The 24752-nt window shown below is 44.9% G+C and carries 22 protein-coding genes; 12 read left to right on the plus strand and 10 right to left on the minus strand.

The genetic code is table 11. The annotated features are described in order from the left end of the window. Positions 1–62: 62 nt before the first annotated feature. The 5 genes from ACQCV8_RS15980 to ACQCV8_RS16000 form a co-directional block, all read right to left on the minus strand. Positions 63–1298, minus strand: coding sequence for an ROK family transcriptional regulator (locus ACQCV8_RS15980; RefSeq protein WP_426846063.1), 1236 nt, complete (start codon positions 1296–1298; stop codon positions 63–65). A gap of 174 nt (positions 1299–1472) precedes the next feature. Next, on the minus strand, positions 1473–1769 hold the full coding sequence (locus ACQCV8_RS15985) for a hypothetical protein (protein WP_426846065.1): 297 nt from the start codon (positions 1767–1769) through the stop codon (positions 1473–1475). A 435-nt stretch (positions 1770–2204) separates the two neighbouring features. Further along, positions 2205–3275, minus strand: a complete 1071-nt coding sequence (ssuD, locus tag ACQCV8_RS15990; protein ID WP_426846067.1) for an FMNH2-dependent alkanesulfonate monooxygenase — start codon at positions 3273–3275, stop codon at positions 2205–2207. Between the two features lie 311 nt (positions 3276–3586). Next, positions 3587–3937, minus strand: coding sequence for a YlbF family regulator (locus tag ACQCV8_RS15995; protein WP_426846069.1), 351 nt, complete (start codon positions 3935–3937; stop codon positions 3587–3589). 90 nt (positions 3938–4027) lie between these two features. Then, positions 4028–5164 (minus strand): DUF445 domain-containing protein, encoded by a 1137-nt coding sequence (locus ACQCV8_RS16000; RefSeq protein WP_426846071.1) that lies wholly within the window; start codon positions 5162–5164, stop codon positions 4028–4030. Positions 5165–5279: 115 nt separating this feature from the next. On the opposite strand from ACQCV8_RS16000, the gene ACQCV8_RS16005 reads away from it, so the two are divergent. From ACQCV8_RS16005 to ACQCV8_RS16035, 7 genes are all read left to right on the plus strand, one after another. Then, the gene (locus ACQCV8_RS16005) at positions 5280–6641 is read left to right on the plus strand and encodes a YheC/YheD family protein (RefSeq protein WP_426846073.1); all 1362 of its coding nucleotides are present in this window, start codon (positions 5280–5282) and stop codon (positions 6639–6641) included. A gap of 5 nt (positions 6642–6646) precedes the next feature. Then, positions 6647–7735 (plus strand): YheC/YheD family protein, encoded by a 1089-nt coding sequence (locus ACQCV8_RS16010; RefSeq protein WP_426846075.1) that lies wholly within the window; start codon positions 6647–6649, stop codon positions 7733–7735. 46 nt (positions 7736–7781) lie between these two features. After that, the gene (locus tag ACQCV8_RS16015) at positions 7782–9152 is read left to right on the plus strand and encodes a YheC/YheD family protein (RefSeq protein ID WP_426846077.1); all 1371 of its coding nucleotides are present in this window, start codon (positions 7782–7784) and stop codon (positions 9150–9152) included. Then, the gene (locus tag ACQCV8_RS16020; protein ID WP_426846079.1) at positions 9149–10177 is read left to right on the plus strand and encodes a YheC/YheD family protein; all 1029 of its coding nucleotides are present in this window, start codon (positions 9149–9151) and stop codon (positions 10175–10177) included. The genes ACQCV8_RS16015 and ACQCV8_RS16020 overlap by 4 nt, the downstream gene beginning before the upstream one ends. Positions 10178–10251: 74 nt before the next feature. Continuing rightward, the gene (locus ACQCV8_RS16025; protein ID WP_426846081.1) at positions 10252–10461 is read left to right on the plus strand and encodes a YheE family protein; all 210 of its coding nucleotides are present in this window, start codon (positions 10252–10254) and stop codon (positions 10459–10461) included. A gap of 72 nt (positions 10462–10533) precedes the next feature. After that, positions 10534–11442: a helix-turn-helix domain-containing protein gene (locus ACQCV8_RS16030; protein ID WP_426846083.1), complete on the plus strand. Its 909-nt coding sequence runs from the start codon at positions 10534–10536 to the stop codon at positions 11440–11442. A gap of 135 nt (positions 11443–11577) precedes the next feature. Continuing rightward, positions 11578–12708 (plus strand): ABC transporter ATP-binding protein, encoded by a 1131-nt coding sequence (locus ACQCV8_RS16035; protein ID WP_426846085.1) that lies wholly within the window; start codon positions 11578–11580, stop codon positions 12706–12708. A 108-nt stretch (positions 12709–12816) separates the two neighbouring features. On the opposite strand, the gene ACQCV8_RS16040 is transcribed toward ACQCV8_RS16035, so the two are convergent. After that, positions 12817–13059, minus strand: a complete 243-nt coding sequence (locus tag ACQCV8_RS16040; protein WP_426846087.1) for a hypothetical protein — start codon at positions 13057–13059, stop codon at positions 12817–12819. A gap of 253 nt (positions 13060–13312) precedes the next feature. Between ACQCV8_RS16040 and ACQCV8_RS16045 the strand changes: the two genes are divergently transcribed. Both ACQCV8_RS16045 and ACQCV8_RS16050 read left to right on the plus strand, forming a co-directional pair. Beyond that, entirely contained in the window at positions 13313–13513 is a 201-nt protein-coding gene (locus tag ACQCV8_RS16045; RefSeq protein ID WP_426846089.1) for a small, acid-soluble spore protein, alpha/beta type, read from the plus strand. Positions 13514–13950: 437 nt separating this feature from the next. Further along, on the plus strand, positions 13951–14568 hold the full coding sequence (locus ACQCV8_RS16050; protein ID WP_426846091.1) for an NAD(P)-dependent oxidoreductase: 618 nt from the start codon (positions 13951–13953) through the stop codon (positions 14566–14568). 154 nt (positions 14569–14722) lie between these two features. Here ACQCV8_RS16050 and ACQCV8_RS16055 read toward each other — a convergent pair whose 3' ends face one another. Continuing rightward, a complete protein-coding gene (locus ACQCV8_RS16055; protein WP_426846093.1) occupies positions 14723–16753 on the minus strand; it encodes an ABC transporter ATP-binding protein in 2031 nt (676 codons plus the stop codon). Next, positions 16750–18507 carry an ABC transporter ATP-binding protein gene (locus ACQCV8_RS16060; protein ID WP_426846096.1) on the minus strand — a complete coding sequence of 586 codons (1758 nt, stop codon included), beginning with the start codon at positions 18505–18507 and terminating at the stop codon, positions 16750–16752. Before ACQCV8_RS16060 ends, ACQCV8_RS16055 begins: the two co-directional genes overlap by 4 nt. Positions 18508–19213: 706 nt before the next feature. Here ACQCV8_RS16060 and ACQCV8_RS16065 point away from each other — a divergent pair. Continuing rightward, entirely contained in the window at positions 19214–19495 is a 282-nt protein-coding gene (locus tag ACQCV8_RS16065; protein ID WP_426846098.1) for a hypothetical protein, read from the plus strand. A gap of 584 nt (positions 19496–20079) precedes the next feature. Here ACQCV8_RS16065 and ACQCV8_RS16070 read toward each other — a convergent pair. Next, positions 20080–22122, minus strand: coding sequence for a transglycosylase domain-containing protein (locus ACQCV8_RS16070; RefSeq protein ID WP_426846100.1), 2043 nt, complete (start codon positions 22120–22122; stop codon positions 20080–20082). 178 nt (positions 22123–22300) lie between these two features. Between ACQCV8_RS16070 and ACQCV8_RS16075 the strand changes: the two genes are divergently transcribed. Further along, a complete protein-coding gene (locus tag ACQCV8_RS16075; RefSeq protein ID WP_426846102.1) occupies positions 22301–22816 on the plus strand; it encodes a universal stress protein in 516 nt (171 codons plus the stop codon). Positions 22817–22879: 63 nt separating this feature from the next. Here the strand turns inward: ACQCV8_RS16075 and ACQCV8_RS16080 are convergent, their stop codons facing one another. Further along, positions 22880–23002: a hypothetical protein gene (locus ACQCV8_RS16080; protein WP_426846104.1), complete on the minus strand. Its 123-nt coding sequence runs from the start codon at positions 23000–23002 to the stop codon at positions 22880–22882. Positions 23003–23165: 163 nt separating this feature from the next. Here ACQCV8_RS16080 and nhaC point away from each other — a divergent pair, with 163 nt between their 5' ends. Continuing rightward, positions 23166–24542 (plus strand): Na+/H+ antiporter NhaC, encoded by a 1377-nt coding sequence (gene nhaC / locus ACQCV8_RS16085; protein ID WP_426846106.1) that lies wholly within the window; start codon positions 23166–23168, stop codon positions 24540–24542. Positions 24543–24752: the final 210 nt, after the last annotated feature.

Raw genomic sequence — 24752 nt, forward strand, 5'->3', positions numbered from 1 at the left:
CGCCTGCGAATCCCGCCTGCTCCATCTCAAAGGAGGAACCTCACCCCTTATATCTATAAACCTTATAAAATCTCTTTCCGGTTCTCATAATGAATAGAAAACATCTCAGCCAGAATGAGTGTAACTGAGCCAATAAGGGCCGCATGATCACCAAGACCTGATTCCACAATCACTGTTTCCTTTGCATCATCATTAAGCGCCCGCTGCTTCACCACTTCTCTAATCGGATCCATAATAAAATGGCCCGCCTTTGAAATCCCTCCGCCGATAATAATTTTGGAAGGATTCATGATGTGAATCAGATTGGTGATAGCGGTTCCAAGATACCGTCCGGCATTCCTGAAAATTTCAATCGCCAGTTCATCTCCCTGTAAAGCTGCTCTGTAAAGCAGCTCTCCGCTTATCTGGTTTTCATCTCCTTTTATCAACTCAGTGATCAGCGTTTTTCTGCCAAACGAAATCTCTCTCATAGCTGCCCGCTTTAAACCATCATGTGCGGCTAACGTTTGAAGACATCCGTAATTTCCGCACGTGCATTTCGGTCCATTTAAATCTGCAGCCGTATGTCCGATTTCTCCAGCAAGCCCGTGCCGCCCCCTGAATAATTTGTTATTCATGAGTATTCCTGCACCGATGCCGTAGCCCACATTTACACAGATCAGATCCTCCGCCCCTGCCCCGTTGCCGAACCAGGATTCCCCAAGCGCCATGGCCCGGGCATCATTTTCAACTTTTACCAGAGTTTGAAATTCTTCCTCCAGCCGCTGCTTCAGGGGAATATTTTTAAGGTGAAGATTCGGTGCAAAGAGGGCCACACCTTTAGAGGCATTCACAATTCCATGCATGCCGATCCCGATGCCAATCAGTTTATCGTTAGAAATCTCTGCCTCTTTTATTAGTTTTCTAAGTTCGGAGATCATCATGCCTACTAAAGCTTCTTCCGTCATGGAGTGGTGAATGGGAACGGTGCTCTGGAGGACAATTTTCGCTTCAAGATCCGTTATCGCGAAGCGAATCTTACTTACACCTACATCTACTCCGGCAACAAAGAAAGAACGGGAATTAATTTTCAAAATAATCGGTTTTCTCCCCCCGCTCGAAGGTCCTTGCTTCCCTTCAACTACCAGCCCGGCCCGCAGCAGCTCATTGGCAATATTCGTTACTGTAGGAGGTGTCAGCTTTGTTTTCTTTGCAATTTCTGCCCTCGATATACCGCCAGTAGAACGGATAGTGTTGAGAATTAAAGATTTGTTAAGCGATTTCATTAATTGAAAGCTTCCAACGAGATGACTCGTCATCCGTTCACCCCCTGCTATTAACCTGACCAACTTCCAGAAAATTAATTATTTTAATAATGTTAGTAAGAAAGCACTTACATGTATTATGGCAAGCGTTTTCAAATTTAGCAAGAGCGGATTGAATCTTTCTCTTTGGATTTACGGATTTTCTTCGGCCTTGTACACGCAGCGGATTCAAAATTTAAGGCCCGGACACGCTTTGGCTATGCTCTCGACTGGGTGTCTGAAGCTTTTTCTATTGTATGGTATTCCGGTAAGGAAAAGCGTTCTCTTTTCAGGCTCTAAGTTTTTCCTAAAACTTCTTAGCAGGAGGCGGAATGTGTTTCTCTTTTTAGCAGCTATTGCATCGATTGTCACATGGAGTACAGGATCCCTGGAGCTTTCTCCGTCAGAAAAGCCGAATGAAAAGAACAGGCCAAAAATAGTGGCCTTATTGTCCGCTTGGACCTTATCAACGTTAATTATGACCATTTCACTCTTTCAGACGGTCCAGTTTTGACAGCCTTCCTCCTATGGATAGGCTTATTTAGTTTTTGCGAATTAGGATCGGATTCTACGAAAAAATTGTGTCGAATGATATCGAAAAGTCTTTATATCTGAATTTCGGACAATATATTGAAAGTACGGACAATATCTTTATAAGTACGGACAATAAAATGAAAGTACGGACAATATCTCATTGAGTACGGACAATAAAATGAACATCCAGGCAGATACACTGTAATTCCGGCCGGTAACCTCTTTCAGTTACTCATAATACCGCCACAAAGCAAGGTGTTTTAACAAACCATCAAGTTCTTAGCCCGGACACCTCACATTTTTTTACCTAAACACTTAAATCAAAGCAAAAAAGCCGCTTAACCTTACTAAAAGCGGCTTCACAAGAGAATCTTATAAGCAGAAACCTCAATTCACAGCTAAATGAGATTTCAGCTTAGGAAAAACGAGCTCTGCAAAACGGTATGCTTCTTCAAGGTGCGGATAGCCTGACAAAATAAAGGTATCGACACCCGCTTCTTCGTATTCTCTTAACCGTTCCGTCACGATATCAGCATCCCCGACAATGGCAGTTCCTGCCCCTTCACGAGCCAGCCCGATTCCTGCCCAGAGGTTTGGTGAGATTTCAAGATCTGAACGGATTTTCGAACCGCCGTGAAGAGAGGATTGAGTGGTTTGGGCAGCAGAATCAAAAGTGCCGTGCCGTTCCGCAAACGTCCGGATTACTTCCTCATTCACATGACTGATGAGCCGCTCCGCAGCCTCCCAGGCTTCCTTTTCCGTTTCCCTGACGATCGCATGAAGGCGGATTCCGAAGGTAAGCGTTCTTCCTTCCGCAGCCGCCCTCTCCTTCATTTCTTCAATTTTTTCTTTAATTTGGGAAGGCGGCTGTCCCCATAGCAAATAGACATCTGCATGCTTTGCTCCAACCGCTTTTCCGGCCGGGGAAGAACCGCCAAAGTAAAGCGGCGGGTATGGAGTCTGAACAGGAGGCTCCGGAATGGCTGCACCCGTAACATCCAGATGCTTCCCATTGTAATTTACCCGTTTTCCTTCCATAACCTGTCTCCAAATATCTAAAAATTCATCGGTAACTTCATATCGTTCGTCATGGCTATGGTAGCTTCCGAATCCTGCTTGTTCCGCAGGGTCGCCTCCTGTTACGACATTTAATAACAGGCGCCCTCCGGAAAAACGATCAAATGTAGCAGCCATTCTTGCGGAAAGAGTCGGAGACATCAATCCGGGTCTAAGCGCAATCAGGAATTTTAATTTGTCCGTAACGGATGAAAGATAGGAAGCGGTTACCCACGAATCCTCACAGTTTGCTCCTGTAGGCAGCAGTGCCCCATCGTATCCAAGGCTGTCAAGCGCACTGGCAATCTGCTTCAAATACGCTATGCCGCTTTTCCTTTCTCCCACCTTTGTTCCTAAGTAATGGCCGTCTCCTGCAGTCGGAAAAAACCAGAATATGTTCATTTTTTACCCCTTCCTGTCTCTATAGAAATCCTTTCTCCTATCCAATTTATGTTTTTTTGGATGGGACATGCCGAACAATCTATACATTCATTTTAAAGTTGATAATTCCGATAAGTCAAGTAAACTATCTAAAAAGACTGGAAATTCAAATTTTTTATATTTAAAGGGGATCGTTGTTGAAGTTTTCCGGCAATAAAATATGGATTTTTAACTTTTCGTTCAAAACTTTAAAAACTGGCTGCAGGGGTTCAGCGGGGACTGTGGAGCGAGGCCAAAATAAAAAACCGCCTTAAAAGGCGGTTTCATTATCCCTATTCCACCGCGCCGTATAGTTCTTCCAGCGGTTTCATGATGATTTTATTCAGTTCGGCGATGATCATGCTCATGCGCTGCTCGGCTTCCATCAGTTTGGCGATGGTCGGGTTCTGTTGAACAAGTGCAACCGACTTTTGAGCCTGATCGACTTCTTCCTGTGAGATTTCCTCCCCGGCCATTTGCTTTTGCTGAAGCTTAAGCTGGATGTCCCGGAAGTTATCGAACATATTTTTAGCAGCTTCGTCTGCGTTCACCTGATCATACAGCGCTCTCAGCTCTTGATATTCTGTGCTTTCACGCAGCGCTTTTTCGAGACCATTGGCCTCATTGTATAGGTTCGTTGACATGTGATCGCCCTCCTTCAATTTCGGTCCATGTTTCGGACCCCTTCCAACTATAACAGAAATGCTTTTGTTTTTCATAGATGAACCCGTCTTCTATCCCTGCATTGTTGCGATGACTGCTTGAACGACGCCAATCATTCCTCCGAGCAGGGCACCCAAGTAAGTAATCATTTTCAATTCGCTGCTCGTAATCGAGAGAACCATTTCCTCGAGCCTCTTAGTGGAGAACGTATCAACCTGCTCCTTGACGATCTGTTCCAGGTTCATCTGTTTCAAGAGGCTGTCCATGTTCCCGGTAATGCCTCCTATTGCTATCGAGACTATGTTTGGAATCAATGATTCCCGGATGGTTTGATGATAGGGAGCGGTTATTTCATAGACCGACTTCCCATAAATTTCTCTGATTCCCAGTGCCTGAATGGCACGGTTTTTCATATCTGCAGCTGCTTCATCAACATTCAGCTTTGCTTTCACTTGTTTAAACGTAAGCTTTTTAGCCTTCTCCCATTCGCTCGTAATCAGGTCGCCTATAAATGCTTCGGTTTCCCCATTTTTCAAGAACTTAAGAAGCTCGGGCTGAACAAGATCCGTTAAGTTCATGTTTCCGGTAAACATTTGAATCATGCTGCCGAGGCGGCCCCGTTCTGCAAGGAAATCATCAATCATATTCCGGATTCTGTTCCGCCCCTCGTAGCTTTCAAAATATGCAATGCCTGAAAGCACAATATAGCGGGCCACTTCTTTTGCCTTTGCATCGAGCTTTTCCTCAAGCGCGGGCGGCATAAGCTCTGACAGGGTTTTATCCTGATTTTCTTCCTGAAACTTTCTCCACTTTTCATCAATGATCGAGATGACCAGTTTTTCAGTTTTTTCATCTGCCTGATTGACCCCTGCCTTTTCCAGTACAGCAAGCAGCGTCTGTTCTTTTTCCATCCAATCAAACACTGTATTTTCAGCCCACTTCTCAAGGGCTTGTCCGAATGCAGATTCGGTCATTTTCTTTTTAAGCCCTTCGGCTGTCAAAAGATGCTCAATTACCATTTTGCCCATCTGTTCTGCCATTTGATCTCTTCGCTTCGGGATAAGGCCAGGTGTGAACGGCAGTCTCTTCCCGAAAAGATAAACGGGGTTATAGGGTCTGAACAGCATCTTTATTGCAAGGTGGTTAGTGATGCCGCCAATTGCAGCTCCAATGGCAATCATTAAGATAAACGTCAGCAATACATTCATTTCAACACTCCATATCTTCACATACTTTTCCTTTAATCCATAAACTGCTTATACGGACATATGCCTAGAACAAATTATAGTTCTAGTTAAGCCATTCGGCAAATGAGGGATTGTGATGAATTCGATAAAAACCGATATTTTTCTCCATGATGACCCGTTTCCATCTATTCAAATCAGCACAGGACTTCTTCAAAAATCAGGATGGTCTTCCTATCCGCGGCAAACCTCCCTGCTGATTGGAAGGAATAGTGTGGCCGTCCGGGTCGTAATTATAAATGATAAGAGTATTTTTCTGTCCCTGTCCAAGAGCATTCTGGACGCGTCCTCATTGCCGGATATCCTCTTCAGCGGCAAGTCGCTTCATGCAAGCATGAATCAAGAGAGCATTTCACTCGGCCCTGTTTTTGCTGTCCTTACGGGAATAAAGGCATCTGACGGAAAAATAGCTCTTGGAAATATGGAGGAATATTGTAAGGAGCTTGCGGCCTATTGTAAGGAAAAAGGGGGACTTTTTTATCTTTTTTCTTTAAACGACTGGAATGGGAAACCATTAAAGGGCTGGATTTACCATGATGAAACATGGCAGCGTGCTCCGGTTCCGCTTCCCTCTGCGGTTCACAACCGGCTGCATGAGCGGAGGACGGAGCAAAATCTTTTATTCACCGCAGCGGCCGCAGAATTTGATCAGCTCGGAATTTCTTATTTTAATTCACGCTTTTTAAACAAATGGGAGGTTCATGAATGGCTGGAGGCCGATCCGGTCCTCATGCCTTATATTCCAGCTTCCAGGAAACTAGGTTCAAAGAGAGACTACGAAGAGTACATCAAATTGTACGCGGATTTTTTCATCAAACCGATTTATGGAAGCCAGGGGAAAAAAATCTTCCGTATCAAGGAGACGGACAGCGGCTATTTACTTGATGACACTTCATCAATTGGTCCCCCATCCGCATTCAACGAAACCGAAGAATTATTCAGGCATATGCATCCCCGGCTATCCAGAGAGCCATATATGCTCCAGGAAACCATCAGGATCATTCACTACCGCAATAAGCCGATGGATTTCCGTATGCTTTGCCACAAAAAAGGCGGACACAACTGGGCAGTGACCTCCATGACAGCGAGGGTATCCTCTGAGAACTCGTTCGTTTCAAACCTCTATCAAGGAGGCGCTGCTTATTCCGTCATAAAAATACTGAATGAACTATATGGTGAAAGAAAAGGACGTAGTCTGCGGCATATGCTTTCCGAGCTGTCTATTGAAATTTGTCTTGCTGTGGAGCGAGCAGCAGCGGGCTGCTATGGTGAGCTCGGAATTGATTTAACGCTGGATGAGGACGGCAGGCTTTGGATGATTGAAATTAACTCTAAACCTTCTAAAAGCTCAGAATATGTAACGGGGAACGTAAAGGTTAGGCCATCCGCTAAAGCAGTAGCGGATTATGGATTTTATTTAAGTATGCAAAGCGGGGTGTAATGGGAGTGGAAAAAACATTAGGGTTTATGACGCTTCACCACGATGCTGAGAAATCGTATTCGACAGAAATTGCTAAAAGAGCCGAGGCCTATGGTTTAAATGTTTTCCGGTTTTGTCCAGCAGATATCCAGCCAGGCACCGTGCTTGTCAAAGGCTTTTTATATGGGAACGAAGGATGGAGCCCCACTCTTCAGTCCCTGCCGGCTTTTATTTATGACCGGTGTTTTTACAGCAAGGACTCACGCTCCTCCAAGTCCCGTCCTATAGCAGAATGGCTGAAAAACAGGCCTGACACCATTTTTTTAGGAAAGGGGCTGCCCGATAAATGGTCAGTTTATGAAGCGATTAAAAAAGACTCCACCTTATCTTTTTATCTGCCGGAGACTTCCCTGCTGCATACAGCCAAGGATGTTCTTCCGCTTTTGTTAAGAGAAAGACAGTGCATGCTTAAACCGGTTTACGGTTCACAGGGCCGCGGAATTATTGCTCTAACGTTAAGCGGCAAATCGCTTGAAGCTGTTTATCACAGCGGGGTTCATAAGAAAAGTAAGACCTTTCCTTCGATTGAAGACTTTGAAAAATGGATGGATTTATTTTTAAAACAAGCCGCTTCTGCCTATATGGTTCAGCCTCTCCTTCCCCTTTCAGACCGGAACCGGTATCCTTTTGATATAAGGATTCTGATGCAGAAGGATGATAAAGGAATGTGGACAGAACGCGGACGTGGAATCCGGAAAGGATATCAAGGATCTTTTATATCCAATCTCGGCAGCGGAGGAGAGAGCATTTCCTATGAGGATTGGCTGTCCAGATTGTCCCGCCGCCAAGCTTTTCTTTTCCAGGATGACCTTGCCACCATTCTGAAGGAGATGCCTCCAGCACTTGAAGCAGCCTTCTCCCCATTATTTGAGCTCGGTATTGATATCGGCTATTCGAGAGACGGATCCATCTGGATTCTTGATGTAAATTCAAAACCCGGAAGACAGCTGATTATGCAAACCATCCCTGAAAAAAGGAACAGTCTGTTCGAGGCTCCCCTCGCTTATTGCAAGTATTTGATGCAGACTGACAGGAGCAAAGCAAACCCGATTTGATGTACCACTATTACTCGTACTAGATGAAAGGAGTTTGAATCCCTTTATGCCGGATATGTATTCGCTTTACTTACTTGATAAGGATGACAGCGGACCTGAGTTTCTATTTCCTTCGGGCCATGATGTCTTTCAGGATGTAACCCATGCAGCGTTTGGAACATTCTGCCTTCCCTGCACATCAGAATTTAAAGAGAATGATGATAACAGCATCGGCCTGCATCCGGCACTTGCAGAAAAACTTAAGCTCCCATTTGCGGGGAAAACACGGATTCTCATCCATGACGGCATCTTGTACCTCGGTCCGCTGATTGGCATATTTACAGCTGGGTTTACAGATTCCCTGCTGAGGCCAATAGGGGAACGTTCGTTGTTTTTTGCAAAAATGATGAGCATGGATCAAACAGCCGGGATGTATACGGTGGTTTTTGGAGCTCATCACATTAATTGGGAAAGCGGCACGGTTAGAGGCTTTACATACGGCCAAAAAGGATGGAGCGAGCTTGAATTGCCTTTCCCGAACGTCGTGTATGACCGCCTGCCAAACCGAAAAGTCGAAAATCACCAGGCTTTGAAGCTTGTTAAACGCCGTCTCATAGAAGAGTATGGAATTCCCTGGTTCAATCCGGGCTTTTTCAATAAATGGGATATCCATCAAACACTTTCCAGCATTCCGGAAGCTAAAGGGTTTTTGCCGGAAACGGTTCTTGGACCGTCTCTTGAGCAGCTGGAGCAGATGCTCAGCTCCTATAGAAGCATTTACCTTAAACCTTCAAACGGCAGCCTTGGACTTGGTGTATTTCAGCTCATGTATGACAGAAAAAGGGAATGCTACACCTGCAAATACCGGGATGAAGCTTTTCAAAATAAACTGAAGCGATTTCCCTCACTCGAACATTTTTTTAAGCATGCTTTTAAAGAGAGAACACTGGAAACCTATCTTGCGCAGCAAGGAATCGATCTTATCCGCCAAGAGCAGCAGGCAATCGATTTCAGAGTGCACACAAACAAAAACGCAGAAGGTGAATGGAATGTAACAGCAATTGCTGCCAAGGTTGCCGGCCGCGGCAGTGTGACCACCCATTTAAACAGCGGAGGCATTGTTAAGACGCTTGAAGAGCTTTTCGATGATCCACAGAACCGCATCCGGGTTCTGAATGATCTGACGGAGGCATCGATCCTGCTCAGCCGCTGTATTGATCGGGAGATATCCGGATTTATTGGAGAAATCGGCTTTGATTTAGGTCTGGATCATCAAGGGAAAATATGGCTGTTTGAAGCAAATTCCAAACCGGGACGATCGATCTTTTCCCATCCAAAGCTAAAGGACGGGGATTTGCTGACAAGAAGGCAATTTCTGGATTACGCCATGTTTTTAATGAGAAAATCGATTGAATCCCCTGAGGACATCGTCCAATGACAGCCATCCAGCCGAGGATTGCCATCCTGACATCACCCGGCAAAAAGAAGCGGTCCTTTCTCGGCAGTGAACGGTATTTTAAAAAACTGATTGGAGAAGTCTCGCGTCTTGGAGGGCTTTGTTACGTTCTAACTCCGGAAGGGATAAAAGAAAAATACGCGGAAGGTTACAGTTTTTTTGCTGAGAAGCACCAATGGAGGGTCATCAAAGCTCCGCTGCCGGATGTTATATACAACCGCATCCCTACCAGAGCAGCAGAACAAAACGCTGCCGATTGCCTCAAATCACTCCAGGAAAAACGGGGGACAATTTTTAACCCCGGTTTTTTTAACAAGTGGGAAGTCTTTCAGACTCTTAACGGGATTCCCCTTCTGCGCCGGTTTTTGCCGATCACGGCTATGGCGGAAAGGCTTGAGGACATAAAAGAGTGGACAGAAAGGCTCGGACAGATTTATTTAAAGCCTGTCCATCAGTGCAAAGGGAAAGGGATTATCAAGCTTACGGCACTGTTCGGGCAAAGCGTCCTTGCTGAAACCATAGATGACCCTCCTTATCAAACGGAATATGCTTTGATCTGGAGGCAAATCTCGGACTTCCCTGTCCTTGTTCAGCAGGCGATTGATTCTGATTTACTTGATGGGAGGAAATATGATCTCCGCCTGCTTGGACTGTTTAACGGGGAAACCCACGTTTTGGCAGGAACAGGGGTCAGGGTATCCAGCAGACAAAATCTCACCACCCATGTGCCAGCGGGAGGCACAATCGTTCCTTTTGATTTGATTGAAAAAAGAGTGGATAAGGCTCAGCTTCATCTAATTGCCGAAACCGCAGGAAAAGCACTGGCTGCCCGTTATGGCCTGATTGGAGAATTCTCAATTGATGCCGGTCTTGATCGGCATGGCAATTTATATATCTATGAAGTAAATTCCAAGCCGATGAAGTTTGACGAGCATCATATTGAATCATACAGAATTTCCCATCTCGCCCGTTTGTTTATCCATCTTGCTGAAAAACGCCCTTTTTGACCACTTTTTGGCAGAAGGGTTTTTTCATTTTTTGCCGTATTCCTTAAGTAAGACTGCAAAAAGGAGTGATTGTCATGGTACAGCATTTTCAGTGGAAACCGCTTTTCAAGCAAACAAATTTGCCGGGCTGGAAGATATCCTTCTATTTTAAAGGAACTCATTACGATGGCATTTACCATAAAAATGGACAGGTAGAGTGGGGAACAGTCCTGCCGCCAGGTGACCAGGAAGAGCACTTGCTGTCACAGATCCATGAGCTCATGCTTTTCCATGTGTACGAGTGAGAATGATCCCCTTTTATTCATTTCTTTTTGACTGGTATAATAAAAGAACCAATTCAATGAAGGAGTAAAGCCATGCTTCAGCAATTGCAGTTATACTACGGGGAAGATTTCATCACCGGGTTTGATCCGGACAGAAAAGATCACTATAAATGGTTCCAGACAAGCAGCGGGGAACGTTTCGGGATTCAAAAATCAAGGCTCTCTGAAAAAGAAGAACAGCTTCTTGTAGCCTTATTCGCCAATGAGATCAGCGGTTGCATCCCTTTTAGCGGCGGGAGTGTTACCGAAAAAGCCTGGTACAACTATTTAACAGGAAAAGAGCATCCGCTCCCGCCTGACACGCTTCCTGTCCGTTTTATATATGCTGAATTTAGCGACAGTATGGACGATAAAGGGTCCTTTGGCGAAGCAGTAAATGGTTTTATGGAGGAAGCGCCCATTGTCTGGCTAACCAGCCAGGCAGCGGTTATTGTGGAAAAGGCACCTTCAGGTCTGATGGATATGGAATCCATTACAGCCCTCTCCTCCTCCCTGCTTAGTGATCTTTATATAGAGCCCGCTTTTTTTATCGGGCAGATTCATGACAGCAATGAACGTCTGAAAGATAAGTTTCTCGCAGAAAGAGAAATTTTTAATGAGCTCTATAGCAGTTCCTCAAAGGGCAGGGCCGCAACCTTTTACGAGGCCTGTCCTCTTTTTCTTACAGGAAACCGCTATCCCCTTCTTCGAAACGCCATTTCTGACCGGCTCCTTGATACACTTAAAGAGGATGAACTGATTTCTACGCTGAAGGTATTTTTCTCAAGCAATTTGAATGTATCATCTGCCTCTAAGGCTTTATACATGCACCGCAACAGCCTGCAATACCGTATTGACCGTTTTATCGAGAGAACCGGCATTGATGTAAAATACTTCGCTAATGCACTTGCGGTTTATCTGCTGATCCTTTACATGGAAAATCCTCTCTCTCCGGTCAAATAGGCAACGTGCACGAAAGCCCTTTCATTTTTTTGTGCAACTTGTCTATTTACGCATTCCCTTCCATTTTCTAAAATGAAAGCAGATATAAAAACGCTTTCATTTAATTACATGCAATCACACTGGGAGGAAAAAAACATGGCAGAATTAGTATTGGATTCCATTCACAAAATTTATGACAATAAAGTAACAGCAGTCAGCGACTTTAACCTTCACATTAAAGATAAAGAATTTATCGTATTCGTTGGCCCTTCAGGCTGTGGAAAATCGACGACGCTTCGGATGATCGCAGGGCTTGAAGAAATCTCCAAAGGGGATTTTGTCATTGATGGCAAACGCATGAATGATGTGGCTCCTAAAGACCGTGATATTGCCATGGTATTCCAAAACTACGCCCTTTATCCGCATATGAATGTATACGATAACATGGCGTTCGGCCTTAAGCTCCGTAAATTTCCGAAGGACGAGATTGACCGCCGCGTTAAAGAAGCAGCGAAAATCCTCGGACTTGATCAATACCTTGACAGGAAGCCAAAAGCGCTTTCCGGCGGTCAGCGCCAGCGTGTTGCATTAGGCCGTGCAATCGTGCGTGACGCAAAGGTATTCTTAATGGATGAGCCGCTTTCCAACTTGGATGCAAAGCTTCGTGTACAAATGCGCGCAGAGATCTCCAAGCTTCATCAGCGCCTTCAGACAACGACTATTTATGTAACGCATGACCAGACAGAAGCAATGACAATGGCAACTCGCCTTGTCGTTATGAAAGATGGGCTGATCCAGCAGGTTGGAGCACCTAAAGAAGTATACGAAAAGCCTGAAAACGTATTTGTCGGCGGATTTATCGGATCTCCTGCCATGAACTTCCTTACAGGGAAACTTACGGACGGATTCTTCGAAATGACAAGCGAAAAAGTGGCAGTTCCAGAGGGGAAAATGAAGTTCCTTCGCGAGCAAGGCTATATCGGCAAAGAGATCACCATGGGGATCCGTCCTGAAGACATCCATGATGAGCCGGTATTTGTTGACGCATCTTCCGGATCAAAAATTGATGCAAAAATTGAAGTGTCTGAACTTATGGGTGCAGAAACCATGCTATACTCTCAAGTGGGCGGACAGGAATTTATCGCTCGCGTTGATTCCCGTACCGATATTGACCCAGGTCAAACACTCGCATTGGCGTTTGATATGAACAAAGTTCACTTCTTCGATAAAGATACTGAACTCCGAATTCGCCCTGCAAGCGAGCAGACCAAGGCGGAACTTGCCTAAAAACATTTAATGGAGTTCTCTCCGAACCCCAAAAAATGATTAAGATACCCAAGGAACGCTTTCAGGATAAGCGTTTCTTGGGTTTTTACCGTATATACGAAATCTATTTCATTCCTGTATTCCCTGAGTTTCCTCATGCAGGCAAACAGGACAGAAAAACAGGTGGACACATAAATGGTTTTCCAGAGAGGCAACATCTCCGTCAAACAGCTTCATCGTGTCAATCTCCATGTAAGCACTGTAATCGTCGAGGTAATCTGCCGTTCTTCCATGATCCTTCATGATTGTGCGGCAGTTTCTGCAAAGCGGCTCTTTCTCCTCCAGCCCATTGCACAGGGGACAAATCCTCATTTCACTCAAACTCCTTTTCCATGCGTTCTCCCTGTATTTTTCTCTTCTCCTCTTCAAATATGTGAACCCCAAAGGTTTATACATTTATTTACCAACTCCCAGACTGGATGAAAATTTCATCGCTGAAACATAATACGTAATGTAGCAGACACAATGGGGCAGCCGATAGTGGCAGGAGGTTCACATGCTGATTCTCCGGCTGGTGCAAGTCCAGCTGGCCCAACCAAAATTTTACGCATAGGAGTTGAAAAACATGGCAAACAACAACAGCTCAAACCAACTAGTAGTACCTGGTGCACAACAAGCTATTGATCAAATGAAATATGAGATCGCTACTGAGTTTGGTGTAAACCTTGGAGCAGAAACTACTGCTCGCGCTAACGGTTCTGTAGGCGGAGAAATCACAAAACGTCTAGTACAAATGGCTCAACAGTCTTTCGGCGGAGCTCGCTAATTAAATACTTTGGATTCGAAGGGAGATGCTTCACGCATCTCTCTTCTTTTATTTTGGCCGGAGCGAAACAAAACACCCCTCCATATAATGGTATAAACAATTTAATGGAGGGGTTGAACTCATGTATGCCCAGCTTGATTGGGGTCTGCTTGGATTTTTATCGCTGTATTTCATCCAGGAAACAGACTTGGTATACCGTCTTTGCCTTTTAAGCTATATGAAACCGAAAGCAGGTCAATGACACGGGACAGCTTGATACTATCCGGACAATCCGTACCTAGGGCAACTCCTAGAGAGCTTCTCATAAATTGCAGCCTCTCATGGAATAGGGAGTTCTGGTTAAGATTCAAGCAGCTCGTTTTGGCTTTTAGAACGCATCTTTATTTTCCTTACCCCCATCTCTGCGTTACCATTAGGAGTAAAGGAAGTGATCAAAAATGAAGACAGCTGTTTTTGGAAGTACGGGCAGAGTGGGGCAGGAGCTTGTCCGGATGTTCGCTCAAAATGGACAGCCTGTTAGAGCCCTGGTAAGAACACCTGAGAAGCATATTTATACAGGGTCTGCAGAAATCATTAAAGGAAATGTCCGAAATCCGGAGGCGGTTAAAGAGTCGGTTAAAGGATGCAGCAGCATAATCAGCTGTTTAAACACGGATGGGGATGACACTTTATCTGCTGGTTTGTTTACTATTATCGATGCAGCGTCCCATGCCGGCATAAAAAGGATCATCACCGTCGGGACAGCGGGTATACTGAAGGCCAGATCAAATCCTTCCCTTTACCGCTACCAATCAGACGAATCAAAAAGGCGCTCAACGAGAGCGGCGGAAGAGCATGCAAAGGTCTATGAAATGCTGCTGCGAACCGAATTAAATTGGACCATTGCTTGTCCAACCTATCTTCCTGACGGGAAATTGACTGGATCGTACCGCTGTGAAGCTGAATTTCTTCCTGAAGGCGGCACCTCCATCTCTGTTCAGGATACAGCCGATTTTGTTTTTAAAGAATGGCAAAATCCCAGCTTTATCAGGAAACGTGCAGGCTTGGCGTACTAGTTTTAGTAAGTGCTCTTACGTTTCAGGCAGGTGGCCGGCTTAGCCTGAAACAGACTGTCTTGAATGCAAAGTCATGCTTCAGTTGTTATTGACACCATACATAAAAACCCGGGAATGCTTTTGCAGCTTTCCCGGGTTTTCTCTTGTCTTTTTCCTATCCTGCCAGGCTGCTGCCCGTGGTTTGCTTCCCATGCTGCAGCTTATACATTTGAAAATATTTCCCTTCAAGCTTCATCAAGTCATCATGACTTCCCTTTTCCACGACCTCTCCGCGCTCCAATACAAGAATTTGGTCGGCATTCTTGATTGTAGACAAGCGATGAGCGATGATAAAGGTCGTTCGTCCTTTTTTCAGCACTTCCAATGCTTCCTGAATGACCGTTTCCGTTTCTGTGTCAATGCTTGCAGTCGCTTCATCCAAAATGAGAATGGCCGGATTATAGGCAAGTGCACGGGCAAAAGAAATGAGCTGGCGCTGCCCCGATGAAAGAGTGCTGCCCTTCTCAATCACCGGCTCATCAAAGCCGTTCGGCAAGTTGTTCAAAAGATTCTCAGCTCCTACATCCTTTAAAGCCTTCTCAATTTGCTCTCTTGAAATATCTTCATTCTCCAGACTTACATTCGAAGCAATGGAACCGGAAAATAAAAATGGATCCTGGAGAACAATTCCCATATAATTCCTGACTTCCTGACGTGACAGATCCTTAATGTCGACTCCATCAATCGTAATTTTTCCGGTTCTTGCATCATAAAAGCGGAAAAGCAGATTCATGATCGAGCTTTTCCCCGATCCGGTATGGCCCACAAGTGCAACCGTTTCACCCTGCTTTGCTTCAAAATCAATATTTTTCAGCACATCATGGTCCTCCGTATAACCAAAGGAAACCTGATCGAACACAACATTGCCTTTATAGCGCCAGTTGTTTGCCTCCTCTACGTCAATCCCTTTTTCGTCAAGCAAACTAAACACCCTGTTTGAGGCGACACGCGCCTGTTCAAGCTGGGCAAACTGGTTCACAATCCCTGAAATAGGCTGGAAAAGCCGGTTTAAATAATCAACAAACGCGTACAGGACACCAAGAGAAACCATTGAGCCCGGAGTAATAGAGGCACCGCCGAAATACCAGATAAGGGCCACAAATGCCAGATTACGGATAAATCCGACCATGTTATGGGATAACAGAGAATTGATGCTGAGCAGCTTGTTCTGATAATGAAAATGCGCTTCATTCAGCTGTTCAAATTCTTTCGTCGTCTCCTTTTGGCGGCGGAATGCCTGGATGATCGTCATACCTTGAATCGATTCATTGATCATGGCATTAAGATCGCTGACTAGCGTCCGGATTTTTTCGTTATAAGCTGAAGAAAATTTACGGTAGGTAATCGTCCAAAGAACAAGAATCGGCAGAATAACAAGACAGATCAGGGCCAGCTTCATCTCGAGCAGGAAAAGTGCAATGAAGATTCCCGTAATATAAATAGCGCTTGTAAAGAAGGTGGCAAGCACCGCTACATAAAGCTCTTTGATGGCTTCTGTATCGTTTGTTACCCTCGCCACTACTTTTCCGGCCGGCAGATTATCAAAATAGTTTATCGGGAGACGCTGAATGTGCCCGAAGATGTCCAGTCTCATTTTTTGAATGATCCGGTTTGAAGTAACCTGCAAGAAGAACCTCTGTCCGTAATTAAAGAACGAAGCTAATACGAGCAGTCCTAGATAAAGAGCCATTAAAGTTATGATCCCGTTTACCTCGGGTTTGTAAAATTCAAGCAATTCATCCTTGCTAAGCTTCTCCGCAGGGTATGAGGCTTCTCCCTCACGGCTGGTTATATAAAATTTCCCATCCTTCGCTTTTCTTTCTCCATCCCCTTCCACAGGCTCAGGGATGAAATAATAATTAAGCTCGGTCTGCAGAATCCGAACCTCGCTTCCCTTTTCTTCCCCTTTATTAAACCGGTCTTCCCGCTTATACAAACGGCCTTTGTACGAAACCGAATCTTTCCCCGCCGTTTCTGTTTCATACCAGGGTTTTTCAATTCCAATAATGTGGTCATCAATCATCTTCTTTGCAATAATCGGACCTGTAAGCTCCGCACCGACAGCAACCGTCAGCATCAGCAGAGCGGCAATCAATGTTTTTTTATAAATGAGCGCGTATTGAACTAGACGTTTTCCGGTATTCATGCGCCCACCCCGCCTTCATTTTGCGCCTCTATCTGCTGGCGCTCATATTGTGTTTTGTACCAGCCGTCATTTTTCATCAGCTGCTCATGTGTCCCCTCTTCAATCACACTTCCCGAATTCATAACCAGAATCCGGTCTGCATGCTCAACTGCTGATAGGCGGTGAGTCGTTATAAAGGTCGTTTTCCCTGCCCGCTCCCGGCGGAGATTTTCAATAATGGCGGATTCTGTTTTTGCATCAACAGCAGAAAGAGAGTCATCCAAAATCAATATTTCCGGGTCGGCAATGAGCGCCCGTGCAATGGAAATCCTTTGCTTCTGGCCTCCTGACAAGGCAACGCCCTTCTCTCCCACAAGGGTGTTCAGCCCTTCAGGGAGCATGCTGATGTCTTTTCGGAAAAAGGCGGATTCAATCGCTTTTTCAACATCTTCCTCCGTCCCATCAGGTTTTCCAAAGAGAATATTTTCACGGACACTTCTTGAAAAAAGAACATGGTCCTGAGGAACATAGCCAATCCATTTTTGCAGAGTTTCCATCGGAATCCGCTGAATGGGGACCCCTCCAATAAGAATTTCCCCGTTACCAAGCGGATATTGTCTCAGCAGCTGGCGGATAATGGTTGTTTTTCCGCTGCCTGTCTTTCCGACAATCCCAACTGTTTCTCCCTTTTCCGCTTTAAAGGACAGCATTTTAAGGTTTTCTGATGCCGAAGATGGATATTGAAATGTAACATTCCGGAATTCAATCGTCTCCGGATTTTCAATTTGAATGGGATGCTGATGATTTTTAACATCCGCTTCATAGGCAAGCGTTTCATTTACACGATCCAATGAAGCATTCCCGCGCTGCATGATGTTAATGAGTTCGCCAATGGCAAACATCGGCCAGATCATCATACCAAGGTATACATTAAATGAGACAAGTTCTCCGAGTGTCAGCTCCTGGTTAAAAACAAGATAGGCCCCATACCCAAGGCCAATCATATAACTCATCCCGACAAGCAGTTTAATGGTTGGATCAAAAAGAGCATCAATCTTCGCTACCTCCACATTTTTACGGTAAACATCATCGGTCATGCTGCTAAACCGCTGCACATCCTGCTTTTCCTGGACAAAGGCTCTTAAAACTCTGACACCCTGAACGGATTCAAGAACTTTATCATTCAAGTCTCCAAACGAATCCTGCGCATTCATGAACCGTTCATGAATTTTCTTGCCGTACAAATTCATAGCAACAGCCATTAAGGGAAGGGGCAGAACGGCTGCGATCGTCAGCTTCCAGCTGATCAGCACCGCCATGGAGAAGAGAATGGTCAGCATAAATAAGCTCGAATCAACCAGAGTAAGAATTCCGAAGCCGGTTGTCATCGAAACTGCTTTTAAATCGTTTGTCGCTCTTGCCATCAGGTCACCTGTCCGGTTTTTCTCATAAAATCGAGGAGTCATTCTGATGAGATGCCCCATAAATCTTGATCGGAGGAGCTTTTCGATAAGCTGAGCCCCTCCAAACAAGTTGTACATCCAAAAATACGTCATCGTATACGTCACAATGCCAAGCCCTAGAAACAAACCGATGTAGACCATTAATGATTGAGCCGAGAACGTTCCTGCTTTAATTTCATCAATAACTGTCCCAAGAAGCTTCGGCGGAATGACCTCCATAACGTTTACGATTTGAAGCAGAATGATCGCGATCGTGTAGCGAAGCCAGTATTTCTTAAAAAACCACTTTAATTTTCCTAAAACTGAAAACATGCTTTGTTCATCTCCCTTTCGTTCTGCTCATAAACTAGCCGCTATCTGGATCTCCTTCATTCAGAAGCAGTCTGGCAATTCTTTTTCTGGTCATCGTATTTCCTCCTCTTAATGGAATCGGTTATTTATATGGCAGTGTTAGACTGGCTGCAGAATTCACAGCGGCTCTAATCAGACCATCTTTTAAAGGCCGCAATGACCTTAAAAAGCAAAAAAAGGCATACCGCAGCGATATGCCTTTCACCAGCAAAAAAGGCATGGTACTGCGCTGTTGACGCAGACCATGCCTTAACTAAAAGCAGCAATGATTTATTGCTGTTTATACGTTATAGGAAGGCCGCGTCTGATAGACGTACAGAAACAGGCGTAACTCTGCAATCTCTTTTCATGACGCGTCCCTCCTTCCAATTATTGTTTATCGTCCTTGTAAAGATATCATTTGTGACAGCTTTTTGTCAATTCAATATTCAAAAATTTCAAAAAGAAAGGCCGTTCGGGCTATAGCTGCTGGAGTGACGACTATACCTGCAGCTGCATCGCTGACCTTTACAGGCTATCCTTAAATGAATGCGGCTGCGTCTCAAGGCTAACGCCACAAAGGTCTAAATACCCATTTTTCCGATTGACAGTTTCAGATTTCTTGAAAAGAGGTAAATGAAATATAACAAACAAACTTAAATCAGCTTCTTAACAGGAGGTTATTAAAATGGAAAAATCTACATATATTTTAGGGTCCAAACTAAAAATGGAGCAGGCAATTGAATTGAATCAGCTAGCTAAAACGCTTAATACCGACATATATATCAATGCGAGCGAAAGGTCTAAAGTCGATGTTTCCAAACTCCCATCTCTTGTCGCATTTCTGCTGACCGTCTCATCTGATAAAGAGCTTCAAATCATTTGTGACAAAGATAAATATGATCAGGTAAGCAATAAGCTTTCAGCTATATTCACAGGTTCAGGTTCACTTGCGGCCCAGCTTCATTAAAAGGGCATAATCATCTCAGCAAAGCAAATACTAATAAAAAATGTCAAAGGAGAATGCATAATGCTTCGTACTATTCTAATGGTTATTGGCGCAATCGTTGTTATTGCCTGGATCGTAAATATGCTTTAAAGAGGAGAACCTGCCATGCAGGTTTTTTTCTATGTTGGCTTTGTTAAAGCATGGTGTTGATTCTTCACACCTGTTGATATTGGAGCGGAAGGCGTGAGACTCATGCGGGCGCAGCGGGACAGGTGAGACCCCGCAGTCGCGAAGCAAGGAGGAGGCTCACCGCCCGCCCAAGGATAAGCGAGCGCCTGCAGCGGAAATCAGCAGCCAAGTTTAACAGAACTTCTATGTTAAAGCATGCTGTTGATTTTTAATACATGCTGGTCGGAGCGGATGGCGTTTAGACTCTAAGCTAAAAGCAGCGGGAAAGGTCAGTCCACCCTGCGCAATGCGGCACGGGGAGGCTTGTCGCCGTCTATTTACGCATAAGCGAAAGACTGCAGGCTGCAATCACAGTCAAATTTAAAAGAGCCTGGATTTTACAAAACCCTGCCGGCAAAAGCTGGCAGGGCTGATTTCTATCCATTTTTAAATTGATCCGTGATCTTCTTCTTTTCCTCTTTAATTTTTTCTCTTATTCGGTCTTCAGCATTATTTTTGTTCTCACTGCCTGCTTCTTTTTTATTTTCCTTGTCTTTTTTATTTTCCTTGTCTTTTTTATCCTTGCTTTTTTCATTGCCTGCTTTATTCTCTTTAGCTTCAGGCTTAGGTTCCTTGTACTCTGGCAGGTTAAAGCTTTGCTTTTCCTCATTTTTCAAAGCCCGCTCCATGATTTCTTTATATAGAGGAGCAGCTGTTTTACTGCTTGTCGTATGCAGGATATTTTCTGAATCTGTTTTGTCATAGCCGATCCAAAGCGCGCCTGCCAGGTTCGGCGTATAACCGGCGAACCATTGATCCTTCGTTCCGTCACCGCCATGCGGATCCTGGGTTGAACCCGTCTTTCCTGCCATTTCCAAGCCATCGATTTTTGCATTTTCCCCGGTTCCTTCTTTTACGGTGCCAAGCATAAGCTGTGTAATTTTGTCTGCCGTTTCAGGGCTTGTTGCTCTTGATTTTTCGCCCTTCCATTCCCCAACGGTATTTCCGTTTTCATCCACAATCTTTGTAATTGAATGGGATTCATTCCGGACACCTTTATTCGGAAAGGCTGAGAAGGCTTCAGCCATTTGCAGTGGCGAAACGCCTTCATGAAGCCCTCCGAGTGCAAGACCAAACTGACGGTCCTCAGCTGTAACCGGAATGCCAAACCGCTTAGACGCATCAAGTCCTGAACTGATGCCCGCCTTGCTGAGCGCATAGACAGCTGGTACATTATAGGATTGTGTAAAGGCCTCGTACACCGAAACGGCTCCTCTGTACTGTCCATCAATATTTTCAGGTGAATAATCTCCAAAATCCATTTCTTTATCGGCAAGCTTTGAATGAAGGGAGTACCCTTTTTCCAGGAGGGGAGTATAGGCCGCGATTGGCTTCATAATGGAACCTGGCTGCCGCTTTAACTGCGTTGCGCGGTTAAACTGGCGGAAGGAATGCTCTCCTCTCCCTCCGATCAGCGCCTGAATTCCCCCGGTTTTCGGATCAATAAGCACGGATCCTGCCTGCACAGGCTGATCTGTGCTGCTTTCTGGAAAAAGGCTGTCATCCTTGAATATTTCTTCAAGTCCCGTTTGCATATCCTGATTCATTTCAGTGTGAATGTTATAACCGCCGGCAAGAAGCTTTTCCTGGGAAATTCCGTAGCGCTTGCTGGCTTCTGATATGATTTGATCTACATAAGAAGGATATTTCCCCTTATATGGATCTGTTGATTTTTCTCTTAATACCAGTTCTTCACCGCGGGCCTGGTCAGCTTCATCTTTCGTCAAGAAGTTCTGGCTTTCCATCAAATCGAGGACCACGTTGCGTCTCTCAATCGCCTTGTCATAATTTTTAACCGGCGAATAATTTGATGGGGCCTTAATCAGTCCGACTAAAATGGCGGACTCACTGTCAGACAGGTCTTTGGGAGCTTTTCCGAAGTATGTCTGAGCAGCATTTTTCAGCCCCCAGGCTCCTTCCCCAAAATAAACCTGATTGGCATATAGCTCAAGAATATTCTCCTTTGAATACTCCTGCTCAATTTTTTTCGCTAAAAAATATTCATCAAACTTGCGGGTAAAGGTTTGATCCTGTGATAAAAATGCATTCTTGGCCAGCTGCTGGGTAATGGTACTTCCTCCTTCCACTACTCCTCCGGCTGTAACGTTCTTGTAGGCCGCTCTTACAATACCCAGATAGTCGATTCCCTTATGTTTATAATAATCGCGATCTTCAGTAGCAACGAGCGCTTCCTCGAAATTTTTAGGCATTTCTTCGTAATCCATCCATTCAACCTTGGAGGACGACAGCTTGCTCGCAAGCTTTCCATCCTGATCATAAATGGCTGTCGGCTGCGTAACCGACTTCTCAAGCTTGCTTACATCTGCAGAAGCAATCAGCATCTGATGGGCTATTAATCCTGCAAGGACAACAGCCAGTGCAGCAGCGATTGATAGTTTAGTGATAAATTTTTTCTTCATAATATCCCCGCATTCTTTATTGAAATTAGGCGTATGGCTTTTTTGCTTATTACCTTTAAAAAAACACAATGATAAATCATACGAAACGCTTTGCTCATTCATAGGGGTCACGCAGCAAGGATTAATTATTGCCAAATGGGGTATTGTTTTACAAATACGAACAGAGGATGTGGAGAAGTTGAATACGATTCGGCATTTACTGGTAGCTTTCCATGATACGGAAGACAGCAAGGAAGCATTATCAGCAGGAATGGCCTTAAGCAAACAGCTCAACGCAGATTTGTCCGTCCTGCATGTGTCTGAAAATGAAACAGAACCGCCTATGACTTCAGCGTCCACCCAGCCTTTTTTTGCCAACCGGATGAGCGGGGATGGTCTGACTAACTATCCTGTTCCCCCTGCGGCTGATAGCCGCAGTGCAATAAATGAAGAAGAAAATCATATCCAGAATGACCGTTCAGGCAGAATTACAGCTGAGGTTCAGTCAATCCTGCAGGAAAACCGGATACCCGGTCAAGTAAAAGTATTAGATGGAAACCCGTCAGATGCGATCATCTCTTATGCAGAAGAAATCGGAGCAGATCTGATTGTCGTAGGCCACAGAAACATCAGCGGATTCAGAAAACTGATTTCCTCAAGCGTGAGCGATAAAGTCGCAAATGAATCGGTTATTCCGGTTCTGATTGCAAAGTAAATTAGCGAAAATGAAAAGAAGCTGGCCCCTTGTCAGCTTCTTTTTCATGCGTCTGAACAGCTTTCATTTTAAAGCACGGGGTTCATCATGGAGGCCGATGCTGTTGCCGGATAATAATGAAACCATTTTTCCCAGCCGGTATACACTCAGAACTCCTCCTTCAGAGCCGTTTCCTGACTTTTTCAATCGCAGCTGCTCCTTGCACCAGCCTTCTGACTCCTAATCGGCGCATATCAGTTCCCCTGCATTTTCCCCATGCCCGGCATTGACATATAGTGATAGCTTGCTATAATACTTTTATGCACAAAAGCACAAAAGCGTTTAAGTAAAAAAGAAGGAGCACGACTTCATGGAAAGGGAAAGCGTTCGATTTAGTACATCTATTATCCTGCTTACTGGTATGCTCGGTACGATTTTTACGTGCCTGTTCTTTATAAAAACTGAACCTCATTTGCCGCTTTTTCTTTGCTTAGTTTTTCTCGCTCTATTCGGGACAGCTAAAGGCACTAAGTGGAAAGATCTTGAACAGGGGATTGCCGGCGGAATTCAGAACGGTATCCAGCCAATCTTAATTCTATCTCTCATCGGGATGCTGATTGCGGCCTGGATGTTCAGCGGTACCATTCCTACTGTCATTCATTTTTCACTATCTGTTATTGAGCCTCAATTTCTATTACTAACCGGCTTGATTTGCTGCATGATTGTGTCCATTCTGGTAGGCAGCAGCTTTACTACGGTCAGTACGGTGGGAGTTGCGCTGATGGGGATTGCGGCGGCTTCTGGAATCCCGCTGGAATGGGCAGCAGGAGCCGTTATTTGCGGGGCTTGCTTTGGGGATAAAATGTCTCCTATGTCTGATACAACAAACTTTGCAGCGGGTGTGGCATCTGTTTCCATTGTGGAGCATATTCGCCATATGAGTAAAACGACGATTCCGGCCATTTTGATTACAGTGGTCATCTTCTTCATCATGGGCCGCTCTTTGACAATTAATCCAGCGGGTTCAGGTGAAATGCAGGAAATTATGCGTACCATCGTTTCAACGGTTACGATCGGTTGGTTTACCCTGCTCTCTCCCATTGGGGTCATTATACTGGCTGTGATGAGAAAGCCTATTATTCCGACCTTGATCTTTGGCATCGCTACGGCAGGGATGACAGGAATTTTTTCCGGTAACGGGGAGTTCGGCCAATTCCTTGGTGTTCTTCAGAATGGCACAAAATTTGATATTAGCAATGAGCAGGCTGCATCCATCCTCAACCGCGGAGGACTGCAATCGATGATGTGGTCTGTATCTCTGATCATGATTGCATTTGCCCTTGGGGGATTAATGGATAGGCTCGGTGTAATCCGGGCTTTAATGAACGGGCTGATCCAAAAGGTAAAAACACGCGGCCAGCTGATTGCTTCTACGGCAGCCTCTTCTGTAAGTGTGAATCTTGCAACCGGGGAACAGTATATGTCCATTCTCATACCCGGGCAGTCTTTAAAGGCACTCTATGAAAAACTCAATTATCCCGGCAGATACATGTCACGGACATTGGAGGATGCGGGTACCCTTGTCAATCCGCTCATTCCATGGGGAGTCAGCGGAGCATTTTTCGCCCAGTCGCTCGGTGTTGATGTCATTCAATACCTGCCATTTGCGTTCTTTTTGTACCTCTCTCCAATTTTTACAATCGTATTTGGCTTTCTTCCTGACAGAAAGGAAAAGCTGACCGCGTAGCAAAAAGAGAAGCATGCCAAACTGGCTGCTTCTCTTTTTGGCTGGATTTGTAAATGCAGCGTGTTGTTTTCACCCCTGTTGTTTAGAGGGAAAGGAGTGAGACCTCGAGCTGTGAGCAGCAGGAAGAGGCTTACCGCCCCCCATTGGAAAAGCAAACGCCTGCCAGCTGATCACCAGCCAAGTTAACAGAGGTTTTTTGTTATGGAGAGA

Origin of the sequence: Metabacillus sp. 84 (assembly GCF_050107715.1) — a bacterium.
In the GTDB taxonomy this organism is placed as follows: Bacteria; Bacillota; Bacilli; order Bacillales; family Bacillaceae; genus Metabacillus_B.